General features: G+C 71.0%; 7 protein-coding genes. 4 read left to right on the top strand and 3 right to left on the bottom strand.

Features of this window, described 5'->3' with window-relative positions; translation table 11 throughout:
- Positions 1-140: 140 nt before the first annotated feature.
- Positions 141-797 (bottom strand): hypothetical protein, encoded by a 657-nt coding sequence (locus OG552_RS30475; protein WP_329138353.1) that lies wholly within the window; start codon positions 795-797, stop codon positions 141-143.
- Positions 798-1,541: 744 nt separating this feature from the next.
- Here OG552_RS30475 and OG552_RS30470 point away from each other — a divergent pair.
- The 4 genes from OG552_RS30470 to OG552_RS30455 all read left to right on the top strand — a co-directional run bounded on the left by OG552_RS30470 (position 1,542) and on the right by OG552_RS30455 (position 8,680).
- The gene (locus OG552_RS30470) at positions 1,542-2,408 is read left to right on the top strand and encodes a DUF4132 domain-containing protein (RefSeq protein WP_329138351.1); all 867 of its coding nucleotides are present in this window, start codon (positions 1,542-1,544) and stop codon (positions 2,406-2,408) included.
- A complete protein-coding gene (locus OG552_RS30465) occupies positions 2,405-6,211 on the top strand; it encodes a DNA-binding protein (RefSeq protein ID WP_329138350.1) in 3,807 nt (1,268 codons plus the stop codon). Before OG552_RS30470 ends, OG552_RS30465 begins: the two co-directional genes overlap by 4 nt.
- 168 nt (positions 6,212-6,379) lie before the next feature.
- Complete coding sequence (locus OG552_RS30460; RefSeq protein ID WP_329138348.1) at positions 6,380-6,640, top strand: hypothetical protein; 261 nt, start codon at positions 6,380-6,382, stop codon at positions 6,638-6,640.
- Positions 6,641-6,973: 333 nt separating this feature from the next.
- A complete protein-coding gene (locus OG552_RS30455) occupies positions 6,974-8,680 on the top strand; it encodes a protein kinase domain-containing protein (protein WP_329138346.1) in 1,707 nt (568 codons plus the stop codon).
- 434 nt (positions 8,681-9,114) lie between these two features.
- Here the strand turns inward: OG552_RS30455 and OG552_RS30450 are convergent, their stop codons facing one another.
- Together OG552_RS30450 and OG552_RS30445 are read right to left on the bottom strand one after the other, a co-directional pair.
- Positions 9,115-11,829 (bottom strand): alpha-L-rhamnosidase-related protein, encoded by a 2,715-nt coding sequence (locus OG552_RS30450; RefSeq protein ID WP_329138344.1) that lies wholly within the window; start codon positions 11,827-11,829, stop codon positions 9,115-9,117.
- Between the two features lie 349 nt (positions 11,830-12,178).
- A complete protein-coding gene (locus tag OG552_RS30445) occupies positions 12,179-13,153 on the bottom strand; it encodes an EcsC family protein (protein ID WP_329138342.1) in 975 nt (324 codons plus the stop codon).
- Between the last annotated feature and the right edge of the window lie 273 nt (positions 13,154-13,426).

Below are 13,426 nucleotides of genomic sequence, written 5' to 3'. Positions count from 1 at the left end.
ACGAGGGGCCCGCGGACGCATGATCGCGGCGATCATCTCCTCGGCGAGGCGATGCGAAGCGGATCGGCCCGATCGACGGTGTCCTGGTTGATACGCCCTGCGCGGATCCGCGAAACGCAAGAGGCGCCGGATGCGGGGGCTTACGGGTGGTACTTCTCCTCGACCGTCTCGGCGCTGCCGGACTTGGAGTTCATGGTGACACGGACGGTCACGCTGCCGGTCCTCGCAGCCGTCTCCAGCTCGGCCAGGGTGCACTTCGAGGTGCCATAGCCGTCGCCGCCCATAGACACGCTGCCGGGGTCGTCGGAGCAGATCGCGGCCGCGCCAAGGACCTGCGTGGCGTTGGTGATCGAGAATTCCTGGCCGGTGCCGCCGTCCTGGGGCTTGACGATCAGCTTGCCGGGCACGAGGTAGTCCAGCCTGCCGACGACCGTGCGCTGGTCACCCGCGTTGGCGACGCCGTTCCCCGCGGAGGCGGACACCGGCGGGCAGTAACCGGTCTGATCGCCGATGGTGTTGATTTCGGCGTTGGACCTCGAATCTCCCGCATAGTCGATCTGGTCGGTGCAGCTCACCCCGGCCTTCTTGGGAGTGCCCGACGGCGTGGTGTGGGCGGAGCCTTGGCTGCTCTTGGCCGTGGGTTGGGTGCCGGTCTGCGCGGAACTCGCGGGGACGGACGAACCGGTGGAGGTTCCGGTGGCGGAGGTCGCGTCGTCGGGTCCACACGCTGTCAGCGCCAGCCCCGCGGCGACGAGCACGGCAGTCGACAAACTCCAACGGGCAGTCCTGGTACGCATGGTGTCCCTCTTTCGTTTCCGAGCGGTGTCGCCCCGGTGGCAACGAATTCCGGCCCGGCCCGCGGACGGTAGTAACCACCGGCGCCAGCAGCGACTTTGGCATGGACAACAGTCCAAGTCAGCGCCCGTTACGACGCCGTGGCATAACGCCGTACACATCACGACAATCGACACCGGAGCATTGCCAACACCTGCGAATACCCTTCTGAAGGGTGTCGCAGAACACCGTGTACGGGCGTGGTGACCGGACGACTCAGTCGAAACACGCTTCCGCCAGTTCCCGGACGCGGTCGGTGTCCCGCCCTTGGTGGCAGGGGTGAAGACTGCTGCGATCAAGCCGCGGGCGCCTGTCTCGCACAGGGTCATCAGCATCAAGCGGGGGTAGCCGCCCGGACCGTACCGGTGGGCGACGCGACCGAGCCAGGACCCCGGTTCCGCCCGTGGTCGGGGACCGACAGGCTCCCGCGTCCGTCGAAGGCGACCGCCCGCCAGCGGCGATGGCGCACCCCGGGAGTGGAGGGCCGGGCCAGCGGGCCGGACAGCACCTCGAAGAGCCGTTGCCATGAGGTACCCGCGCAGAAGACGACCCTGCCGTCTCCCGCGCACGTCCTGCGCAGACCGGCAGGGGCCAAGGACAGCGATCGTCGGTGGCTCGCGCTAGCCTCTCGTCACATCGTCACAGGGAGACCGGGACGCGCCCGCTCGACTCTGCAGATTCTTCAATGGTGTGAGGAATGGGGACCGGTGGGTTGGCTGTCGGCGGGTGACGGGTACGAAGTCGCCCTGGTGGAAGGCCGGGTGGCCGCGAGGGCCACTTCGGGGCGAGCGGCCGGGCGGCAGTTGACGTCGATGCCGAAGGCGGTGCGGGAGCATCCCGAGGCGGTACGGCTGCGCCGGTTCGCGCAGTGGCTGGACCGGCACGCCGCCGCATGCGTGGCGAGGGTGGACACCTGGATGGTGTCCTCGCTGCCGGTGCCGACCGGGCTGCTGGCCCGGGTGTGGCCGGACGAGGCATGGCGAACGGCGCTGCGTGACCTGGTAGTGGTCGGGGACGACCCCGACGAGGTGGGCTTTCTGCGGGATGCGACGGACGCCGGTGCGTTACGGGTGGTGCGTCCGGACGGCGAGACGGTCCGGCTGTCACCGCGTACGGTCACGCTGCCCCATCCGGTGCTCCTGCCCGGTCTGGCGGATCTGCGGGAGTTCGCGGTGGAGCTGGGGGTGACGCAGCGGGTGGAGCAGATCTACCGGGAGACCTGGTCGAAGCCGGACAGCGCGTCGCAGTGGGCCACCTCGGTGGGGCAGTTCGCGGGCGGGACGTACGATTCGCGCCCCGGGCTGGCCGCGCGGGCGGCCTCGCTGGGCTACCGGGTGTCGGGGGCGTACGCGACCTGTCGGATACGGGACTGCGGGCTGAGCGTCGAGGCGGTGGTGTGGATCGGCGAGCCGCACCGGGACGGGGAAGCCGAGACCGGCGGTCTCGGCTGGAGAGACGGGGACGGCCGTGCGCTGCCGCCGGCCGAGGTCGGTCCGGTGGCCTGGTCCGAGGGGATGCGCATGGCCGCGGCACTGTACGCCGGCCGCAAGGCCGGGGAAGGCATGGGCGCATGAGCGGCACGCGGCAGACCGGGCGGACGGAGGCAGCCGAACTGCTGGCAGCCGGGGCGGTACTGCCGCCGGACCCGGACGGCGCCGGTGAGCAGGCGGTTCCGCTCACCGCACGTGCCTACCGGCATCAAGGACTTGACGGCCGGGTGGTGGTGCGGCTGGTCGCGGCCGAACTGGGCGCGGCGGAGGATGTGGCGGCCGGATTCCTCGGCCTGGAGCCGGACGGCGAGGCGGCCGAAGTCGGTCTCGGCCTTCGCCAGTCGCTCGGCTTCCCGGAATGGGTGCTGGCGCACCACCCGGCGGACGGCCACCACGCGCTGGACGTCCTGCCGGAACTGGACCGCGTGGCGCGGCAGGCGGAGTCCAAGCCGAAGGCCGCGCTCGACGCCTATGTCCGGCTCGCCGGGCAACTGGCCGCCTCCGTACCGCACTTCCTGCCGACCTTCTACGAACAGGCCGGCCGGGTCTTCCTCGGCGCGGGCAACGCGGCATACGCGGCTCAGATGTTCGCCCGAGCGCGTAAGTCCGAAGCGGAGAACGGCCTGACGGTCGACGAGGACCGGCTCGACGCGGTGTTCCTCGAATTCGCACTGGCCGGAGCACTGCCGGTGAAGGTGCTGTCCTCGTACGCGAAGGAGCTGGCCGCGCGGGTGCCGGCGGCGGAGGCGTTCCGCAGGTTCCGGCGGCTGAGCCTGCGTCGTACGGCGGGCGGGTTGCCGCCGTCCGCGCGGATGACCGGCGATCTGCGGAAGCTGGCGAAGGCGACGGGCGCGGACCCGGCGGCACAGGAGCAGGCGTATCTGGCCGAACTCCTGGCGCTGCCCGCCACGTTGCGGGCGGGCGCGAGCTGGTGGAAGGCCCACCTTCCGGCGCTGGTCGCATTGGCCCGGCGGGAGCCCGCGCTGCGCCCGAGGCTGCTGGAGCTGATGCCTTCGGGTGAGGAACAGGAACTGCCGGCGCAGTGGCTGGAGCTGCTGGAGAAGTCCGGTGCCGCCGCCGGGCTTTGGGACACCGCGCTGCCGGAGCGGGAGCGCCCCGCCGACGGTGCCGTGGGCTGGCTCGGGCGATTCCTGGCATTCCGTGACCCCGGCCGGTTGCGAGATGGCCGGCTGCCGCAGCTGTATCCGCTGGTGGAGCGGATGGCGGCGGCGCTGCGCGCCGAACTCGCCACGACCGGCGGCAGGATGCCGGTCCCGGCCGGTGACGTGGACCTGCTGGATCTGCTGCTGTCGCTGGACATACCGGTGGCCGATCCCCCGGGGGGCCTCCTCCTCCACCTTGCGCACTGGGGCGAGGGCGAGAGCGAGGGCCGGCGCGATCTGGTCGCGCTGGCGGCGGATGCCCGCTTCCCTCCCGTCGTCCGATACGGCGCCGACGGCTACAGCCAGGACACCCTGCGCCAACTGGCGGCGGCGCCCGGCGGACGGCCGATGCTGGCGGACTGGGTGCGCGAGGTCGCCGGCCGGACGGCCGCCGCGGACCTGCCGCAACTGCCGCACAGCCTGCGGGTGTTGTCCCGGCTGCCGGGCGAAGCGCTGGCGGTGGCCGAGGCCGGGGTGCGCGCTGCCGTGGGCACCGACCTCGCCGCGGTCCTGGTGCGTACCCTTCGTGCCGGGCTCCTCGACGAGCTGGGCTGGCCCGCGTGGGAGGACGCGGCCGCGGCTCTCGTACCGGCGCGGGACATCAGAAACCTGGTGGTCGCCGACGCCTGGCCGTATCTGATCGCCTCGGGCCCCTCGCAGGTCCGGGTGCTCGGCGCCGAGGGCACCGTGCTCACTCACGACCTGCGGATACCGGAGGACGACTGCCAGGGCGACCCGGGCTGCCACTACGTGAACGGCGAACTGCTCGTCTACTGGCGCTCCCGGGCGGCGAACGGCGCGCTGCGCGGCTACTGGCACCGTTCCGCCGACCGCCTGCGGCCCATGGAAGGTGGCGCCCCCCGGGGCACTCGGGTCAACCGGCTCGGCGATCTCGGCGGCCCCACCCTCCCGCTGCCCGGCGGCGGCCGGACCACCGGCAGCGGTGCGGTGCGCCGGGGCGATTCCACCGTGCCCGGGGAAAGGCCGCTGAGCAGCGACGGGACCTCCTTCTGGGTGGGGGACAGCGACAGCCGGGACGGTGCGATCGCCACGTGGTACGCGTACGACACCGCCAAGGCCTGGAGCGGTCGCCAGGACTTGCCCGGCTTCCTCGCCGACGCGACCCGCGACGCCCCGGCGGGAAGCTCCTTCACGTCCGGCTGGGTCCTGCCGGCGCCCGTGGACGGCGCCGGCGGCGAGGGACTGCTCGGCTGGCGGGTCGTGGAGCTGCCCGACGGCTCGCTGCGCGGCGAGGACCCGGCCGGGAACACGGTCACCGTACCGGCCGGGTCCGAGCCGCCGAGGCACGCGCTGGTTTTCCCCGGCGCCGCCGGTCGGCCGCTCGCGGTCGTCCGGGCAGCGGGCTCCGGCGTGGTCTGCCTGGTCGACCAGGACGGGGTCGGCACGGCCGTGGCCAGGACGGACAACTCCCCCGGGACGTTCGCGGCGGGCACCCTGGTGCTGCCGCCGCTACGCTATTGGCACTTCCTGCGGCCCCGCGACCCGCAAGGCTCCGAGGCGCTGCGCCGGATCGACCGGGAAACGGCGGCGGCGCTGCTGGCGGCCGCCGCCGGAGAAGAGAACGCCGCGGCGGACGGGGACGAGCTGCCCGCCCGGATCCGTGCGCTGCTGCCGGAGGTCGGCAATGACGCGCTGGTGACCGGTATTGCCGCCGTGGTGCGCTTCGCCGCGGCGCAACGGGCCGCGCTGGACTCGGTGGCCGAGCGACTCGACCGGCAACCGGCCCCAGCGCAGCCGGACATGGGGCCGGTCGAGTCGGCCGGGCCGCTCGGGCCCGAGGACGACGCACTTCGTGACGCGCTCAACGGCCTGGGCACGGACTTGGTGCTCTCCAACTACAGCCGTGACGCGCGCAGTGGCTTCCGCCAGTTGCGGTCGGTGGGTCACGCGCTGCGGGACACCTCCCAGCCGGACCCCGCCATCCGCACCCACCTCGACGGAACGGACCTGCCGCCCAGCAACCTCGACTGGGCGCGCCTGGCCGACACCTGCGCGGCCGTAGCGCTCCGGGCGGCGGCGGCCTGCACCGAAGCGGAGCACCGCGACACCCTGAGCGAACTCCTCGGCGAATTCGACGCGTTGGGCGTAGCGGCCATCGGCGACCCCGCCCGCTGGCGCCGATTCCAGCTCGCCCTGGACGCCGAGCTGCCCCGGCGGCCCGACGGCACACCGCGGTGGGCCGGGCTTCTCCGCCTTACCGGCGGGGGCTTCCTCGCCATCACGCGCCTGTACGGTGCGCAGGGGTTCACGGCGCTGTTCCACGACCCGGCCGGGCGTTTCGAGGTCCCGGCGCCTTATGTCGTGGAGTCCTCGTCGCCGGTCGGCGAGGCGCGGGAGGCCGGCTGGCTCGCGGCCTTCCGCACCGAGCTGGCCGCACGCGGCCCGGCACCCTGGTTCCCTGCGGCGGCCGAGGAGTTCGCCCGGCTCAGCGGTGTCACGCCCACCCTGGCCCGACTGGTCGTCGCCGGTCTGCCGCAAGTGGACACGTACGAGCGGAACTTCCTCTCCCCCGGGGCCCGTAAGACGCTCGGCGTGAAAGCGGCCGACGCCGCCGTGGCCAAGGAGGAGCTGAGCGACCTGGACCCGGAGGTCCGGCGGGCCGTCGTGGCGGCGCTGCTGCCCGCCGAACCGGCAAGGCTGTGGACCGACGGTCCCGACGTGGCCCGGGCGGCGGAGGTGTGGAACAGCACGGTGGGCCGATGAGCCGCCGTCCCCGAAGAACTGCTCACGGAGACCGTGCGCAGCGTGCAGACGACCCGGGAGCCCGGCCAGGCCCTGCCCGCACTGCTCGACCCGGCCGCCGAACCGCAGTTGACCCGCGACCTGGCCTGAGAGGTCCGCCACCGTGTCATCCAGGTCGACGAACTCGCCGTGGGTTTCACCGTCCACACCCTGGTCGCCGCCGTCACCCTGTCCGCCTGGCTCGCCCACCGGCTTCCGGGACACACCGGCGGCACATGGTGGCCGCGGCACCCGGCGCGGTCGGTGGCTCTTCCTGCCGGGCGGTTGGGTGGACCCGCGGTACTCGGAGCGATCGTGCCCGCCGAACCCGCCACCGACCTCTACCGCAGTACCTGGCAGCGCGTCCGGGAAGGCGGCGCCCCGCGCTTCGAGGACCTCAAAGTCCGCTGACGCCACTGGACACGGCGGCTTTCGCGGGTACGGCACCGGGCTCCCCGGCGCCGTACCCGAAGCACGCGGCCGACCGCCCCGTTTCCCGTAGTGCCGGGATATACAGGGGAGTTCGAGCTCGCTGGCGACGGAACAGGACGTGGTCGCCCTGTGGCAGACTGATCGTGGTCATGATGGGCGCGGCGATCTTCACGGATCTGCTGGGACGCCCATGGTGTGCCAGGTAGCGGACCGGCCAAGAGGACCGTGACCGCGAAGACCGCGCCGGCCGGAATTCCGCGTGCCGAGAGTGCTCGGGGCAACCGCCGGAGCGGACGGCATGGGGAGGGGTTTGTGGGAGCGCTGGAGCCGGAGGACCCGCGTTCCGTGGGGGCGTACCAGATCCTGGAGCGCCTGGGCTCAGGTGGTATGGGCCGGGTGTTTCTCGGACGTTCGCCGGGTGGTCGGCAGGTGGCGGTCAAGGTGGTGCACGCCGAGCTGGTCCGCGAGCAGGAGTTCCGTTCCCGGTTCCGCCGGGAGGTCCAGGCGGCGCGTCTGGTCAGCGGCGCGTTCACCGCCCCGGTGATCGACGCCGATCCTGACGCGACCCAGCCGTGGCTGGTGACCAGCTACATCGCCGGGCCGTCACTTCAGCAGGCGGTCGACGGCGGGGGCCCGCTGCCTCCTGCGACGGTGCTGGTCCTGGCGGCCGGGCTGGCCGAGGCCCTGCTGTCGATCCACAACGCGGGCCTGGTCCACCGCGACCTCAAACCCTCCAACGTGCTCCTTGCCGAGGACGGTCCGAGGGTCATCGATTTCGGGATCGCCCGCACCCTTGAGGCCGGCTCACTCACCAGGACCGGGCTGTTGGTCGGCTCCCCGGGTTTCATGGCGCCCGAACAGGTCGACGACGGGGAGATCACGGCGGCCACCGACGTCTTCGCCCTGGGCGCGGTCCTGGCCTACGCGGCGACCGGCAGCAATCCCTTCGGCCGGGGAACCCCGCCTGCCCTGCTCTACCGGGTGGTCCACGCCGAGCCGGACATCCAAGCCGTCACCGATCCCGGCGTGCGCGCCCTTGTCGCCGACTGCCTGGCCAAGGCTCCCGGCGCACGACCCACCCCGCGCGAGATCCTCTCCTGGGTGGGTATGGGCACGGGCGGAGCCCCGATGGCCCCGACCGCATCCCCCGGCCGGCTGCCGACCACTCACCGCGCCCGGCCCTCCGCCGCCCGCGGCCACGAACCCGGCGCACCTACCGCCCTCGCCGCAACCGTCTCCCGGGAGACTCCCGCCCATCCGGACACACAGCTGGACACACCGCGCCCGCAGACACCGGACAAGGCTCCCCGCACCGGTCACACCCGCCGCACCCTGCTGATGTCGGGACTCGCCACGGTCGCCGCGGCAGGCGCCGCCACGGGTCTCCTCCTCACCCGGTCCTCGGACTCGGCGCCGAGACCGGTCGGCGCATGGCCGCTCGACGAGAGCTCCGGCTCACTGGCGGCGGATACCACCGGCAAGCACAACGGCACCGCCACCGGTGTGCGGTGGCGGGCGGGCAACGGCGGCGCCGCCGTGTTCGACGGAGTGATCAGCCGGATCGCCACCCGGACCCAGGTACTCCGCACGGGCCCCGGCCACAGCTTCACCGTCGCGGCATGGGTCTGGCTGCCCGCCGTACCCGGCCACTTCTGCACCGCCGTCAGCCAGTACGCCACCAGATACAGCAGCTTCTACCTGCAGTACTCCGGCGACGACAACCGCTGGGCCTTCTCCATCCCCGGCGTCCGCGCACTGTCGCACGCCATTCCCACCACAAAAACCTGGACCCACCTGGCTGGCGTATGCGACGCGACCAGCAGCCAGATACGCCTCTACGTCAACGGAATCCAGCAGGGCGCCCCGCACCACACCCCCCTGATCACCTCCACCGGACCCCTCTTCATCGGTTGCGGCACCTCCAACGGCCAACCCGCCGACTTCTTCCCCGGTGCCATCAAAAACGTCCAAGCCTTCGACCGCGTCCTCTCCCCGGCCCAGATCAAAGCCCTGCCCTGATCCACCAGTACGGCACGCCACCCCTCGGGGGGCTCCCCTGCACGGCAGCTCGGCTTCCTGGTGGGGACTTGTAAGACGTTCTCGGCGCGGCCCCGGTTGAGGTAGCGGACGGGCAGGTTGGCACTGCCGGTGCAGCCCAGTCGCCCTGGACGTCTTTGACAGACTGACCGGCTCCGTCGTGCTGTGCACCGGTGCCACGATCGGCGAGAAGGACGGCTGGCGCGAGCGCGCCGCACCGGTACGGGCCTCAGGCGAGCGGTTGTCCGAGTCGGCGAGGCACTGGCCGCCTTCGCTGTCCGTGAAAGGCGCCCTGCGGTCCGGATTCCGGTGCTCGCGGCCGGCGGCAGCCACAACGTGCCGACGCCGGCCGCGCTGCCGCAGGCTGACGCCGCCCCGATCCCGGGGCGGGCGGTTCGCCGAGCTCGACAGCGTACCTAGTGCGACGGGCCGTTGTTCGACGCAGCGGTGACGGTGTGGCTGCCAGGCCGGCTGACGGTGAGGTAGACGTAGCCGGATGCGGCATGCGCAGCGGTGATCCCGGAGCCCGCGGTGAAGGCTCCGTGCCGCCACACCACCTTGCCATCGACAGTGACGACCGTGTCGCCCGCGCCGTAGGTCGGGACCGCGATCGTGCCACGGGTGCCGTGCGGGGCGGTGACGGTGACGGTGAACCGTCCGGCCACGCTCTGCTGGGTCCACCGGACGTCGATGTCACCGTGCGGGGTGGGCACGCGTCCTTGCGACCAGGTGAGGTCTCCGGGGTGGGGCTGGATGCTCCATGTCGCGTAGCCGGCGGTCGTCGGTCGGACTCCCAGAACGTAGGCGGACAGCGCGGAGGTGGGTGCGGTGGACCATCCGTGGGCCAGGCTTGCGCCCGAGCCGAGGCCGGGTGTGCCGTCGCTGCTTGCGATGTTCTCCCACATGGTCCCGGTCTGGTCGGGCCCCGGAGCGATCATATGGCCCCACTCGGTGTGCAGCAGCGCCTGTGCGTTCGCGGTGTCGTCGTTGGCCAGTCGCGCCTGCAGTTCGAATCCGCTGATGAAGGGGCTGATCAGGTCGCGGTATCCGGTGTCTTTGGAGTACGGCAGCGGGCCGTAGGGGGTGGTCCACAGGTCCGTCTTGAGTTTGGCCAGAATCGTCCGGGACTGCGACGGTGAGGCCACCCCGTACAGGACGGCGGTGGCGTTGGCGTCCTGGGCCGTGCCTGTGGTCCGGGTGTCGCTGATCTTGTACAGGCCGGTGCCGGCGTCGTAGAGGCGGGCGTTGATGCGGTCCTTGAGCGCCGCAGCGTCCGTGGTGTACTGCGCGGCCGCCGACGGCTGGCCCGCGGCCGTGGCCAGGGCTGCGGCGTCCAGGAGTGTCTTGTAGTACAGGACGTTGTAGGCGGAAACCTCGCCTCCCTTGTCGCCGTCGTAGAAGTCCCAGTCGGCGCCGTCGACACCGGCCTGCGTGGTGAACAGGCCGTTGGAGTCGACTTGGGTCGCGTTCCAGGCCAGCTCGCGCTGGACGACCGGCCACTCCTGGTCGACGAAGGCCCTGTCACCGGTGTAGAGGTAGTAACTCGCCAGTGCCGTGACGAAGTACATGGAGTACGAGGCCGAATAGACCGTGGTGGTACCGGGGATGGGCGAGCCGATGTGCACCACGGCCGCTGGTGCAAGGGCTCCGGGCACGAAGCCGCTGGAGAGCTGGCGACTGCCCAGGACGTTGAGGGACTGCTTGATGTACTCGGGTTTGTCCACCGAGTAGAAGTCGGTCAGGCCTTCTGTGTTGATGTCCCCGGACCAGATCGCGCGGTCGCGCCGGGCGCCGTCGAGCACGGACGGCAGCACGTTGGAGCCGGGCGGGGTGAAGCGTGCGATGGCCGAGTCCACGCTCAGGTCGTCCTTGAAGAGCGTCGTGCCCGAACTGCTGACGACCTTCAGGTCTTTGAACGCGGCTTCCTCGCCGTCGAACTCGCGGAAGCCGACCGTCCCGGTCGGGTGGGCGACAGCGTCCGAGGGCAGTGCCGTGGTGTCGACGGTTGTGATCTTCGTGCCGTCCAGCGAGACCGTGATGCCGGCGCCGAACACTGTGGTGGCCACGGTGTGCCACGTGCCGGCGTCCATGGGGGTCGGCAGGGGCACGGAGCCGAGGCTGGTGTAAGCGCCGGCGTGCACGTCGAACTCCTGCAAGGTGTTCGGGGTGCCGGTCGCGTCGGCGCTGTCGTTGAGGATGAACAGGTAGCTGTCCTGGGCGCTCTGCCCACGGACGAACCACCCTGCCTGGTTGCGCAGGATCTTCGTGCGGAAGGTGCTCGTGTAGTCGCTCCAGGCGGACCCCTGGTTCAGGATCCCGGCACCGTCGTTGATCTTCGATCCCACGGCGTCGAGCGCCCCGTCCTTCACCTCCCAGCTCCCGGGCAGAGAGTGGGCCGGCGTCAGGTTGGTCTGGAGGGTGTACGCGCCGTCGTACCAGATCTTGTTCAGCTCCTCGGAGCTGGAGGTGAAGTACCCCTGGTAGCCGTCGGCCTGAGTGCGGTCGGCGATGTAGTGGATGCCCGCCGCCCGCAACGTCAGGCTGCCGGGTGCGGACAGCGTGATCTGCTCGTACCGCTCGCCTCCCTGCACGAACCGGTTGGTGATCGTGCCGGTGGCCGAGACCTGATAGGAGTCGGTTCGGGAGCCGTCACCGTCGCCCCAGGGAGCTGAGCCGTCACCGGAGGGGTCCATGTACTGCAACCCTTCGCTGTAGGCCGCTTTGAGGGTCGGCGATCCGGCCTTGGCGGAGACTGTGAAGTACGGGATGCCGCCGACTTCCTGGCCGTAGTCGAGCAGGATCGTGGGGGTGGCGCCGCCGTCGGCGAACGTCAGTGTCGCGGCGCCGGAGCCGCCGCACAGCAGGTTGCGGGCGCCCGTGACGTTGCCCGACGTGCTCACCACAGCGACCGGGCAGACGTCGGACCGTGACGGGGTTTCCACATAGCGGCGCCAGTCGGCCGCGGAGAGCGGGGAGGCACCTGCAGGGGCTGCTTGCGCGGCGATGGCGGTCGCGGCCGACAGTGCCGTGGGCTGCGCCAGCAACGCAACGACGAACGCAAGACCCAGCGTGACTGCCGCACCTGGCGCCCTGCGCCCGCGGAGCCTCCGGCTCGGGGGATGACTGCTCATGTGTTGCTCCGAGGGTGTGAATTGCCCCAGATCAGTGCCCCTGCGCGCCGGAACGACGCGTGGCGCAGTGACAGCGGACCAAAGCCCAGCAGATGACCATCCGCCGAGATTTAAACGTTTCAATGCGCTCTTACAGCAGGCAAGCTATGCGGCGGGGTGCGGAGAGGTCAACCCCCGTACCCGGCCACTCTCATCTGGCCCCCGGGGCGACCGCGCGCACCGAGGGCGGACGCGACGGTGCGCCTCGCGTGGTGCGTTACCGCACACCCGTCGGCCCAACTGCGGGTGCTGACGGCCTTTGACGGGACAGCCTGCCTGCGGGCACACCCAGGTCCCAGCAGGCCCTTCTCTATGGGGTGTCGGTCTGGGGGTCGTCGTCGCGGTCAGTGGTCGCCGGTGCGGCCGACAGCGGCAGCCCGTACTTCTCACACAGGAACCGGGTCTGGCAGTACCGCTGGGCGTCGGCGGCCACTCTGCCGAGGACCACGGAGTTCATGCTGGCACCGATGATGATGCTCACGAACGGGACGGCCTTGGCGACGTCTTCAACTGGCACTCTGGAGCCGGCCGGCCCCAACTGCTGCATCAACTTCTCGAGGTTGGCCAGGAGGCGGTGATCCTGGCGAAGCTTGTTCGACCACTTCACGCGTCCTTTGACCGCGTCCGCAGCGCGGGCGGTCTCCCTCAGCGGCTTGACCTTAGCCGCCTGTTCCACGAAGGACCGCTGCACCAGGCGCTGAATGAAGATCTGCTCATAGGGGTCTTTGGCGTCGTAGCCGTAGGAGTACGCGATGCGCGCGGCGATCGACGTGCTCAGTACCTGGATGACGAGGATGTCCGCTGTCATCGCGACCAAGGTTCCGGCGACGGGGATCCCAGCCAGCATGCCTACGGCGCCGCCTTCGACCGCGCCGAAGGTCCGCCACTTGAGCGTGTTGCGGGACAGCAGCCGGTCACAGACTTTGAGGTCCTGCTGCCGCAAATCGGTAAAACTGGTCAGCTCGAAACCTTGCTTGCGGGCGAGCTTCTCGACGCTTCTCGGGTCGTTGAGCTCCATGGCCGCGTCGTTGGCCAGTTCGAGCAGCGCTGTCGCACCCCCGAGCGCCGCGGGCATGGCCGTGCCGGCTACCGCTTCGCCCGCACGACGTATCGGATCCTTGACCGCGTCGGGCACCTCGTGGGCAACCCGGCTCGCGGTAGTTCCCGCGGCCTCACCGGCACGAGCGAGCGCGGTGCTCGCCCAGTTCGGCAGGCCGCGGCGGTTGTTGCGGCGCCGCCAGTGCTCGTTGAGCGTGTGCCACACCTGCTCCTCGTAGGCGCTCATCGAAACTGCACCAGGGACGAGTGGGCCGGTGTAAGTGCTCATTAGAGGACCATCCCTTCTGCAGTCCTCATCGGTAGGATTGTGACCTCTCGGTCCCGGTGGGTGCACGGCCATGGGTGCGAGCCGTTCGACGGCCGCGATGAGTTCCGCCGGCCCCACCGGACCGAGGCCGTCTGATCGGCTTCAGGGACACGCCCCGCAGAGGGCCGATTAATGAGCTCCCGGCAGACGACCTCACCCCCGAGCAGGTGCTCTGCGCAGGACACAGGAGTA

The sequence above is a fragment of the Streptomyces sp. NBC_01476 genome, assembly GCF_036227265.1.
Taxonomy (GTDB): Bacteria; Actinomycetota; Actinomycetes; order Streptomycetales; family Streptomycetaceae; genus Actinacidiphila.
This window is presented reverse-complemented; position numbering and strand designations above follow the sequence as displayed.

Bases quoted from the DNA above. Each gene is read 5' to 3' on its own strand.
- OG552_RS30465 (WP_329138350.1), top strand. From the start codon at position 2,405: ATGAGCGGCACGCGGCAGACCGGGCGGACGGAGGCAGCCGAACTGCTG.
- OG552_RS30475 (WP_329138353.1), bottom strand. From the start codon at position 797: ATGCGTACCAGGACTGCCCGTTGGAGTTTGTCGACTGCCGTGCTCGTC.
- OG552_RS30445 (WP_329138342.1), bottom strand. From the start codon at position 13,153: ATGAGCGCCTACGAGGAGCAGGTGTGGCACACGCTCAACGAGCACTGG.
- OG552_RS30450 (WP_329138344.1), bottom strand. From the start codon at position 11,829: ATGAGCAGTCATCCCCCGAGCCGGAGGCTCCGCGGGCGCAGGGCGCCA.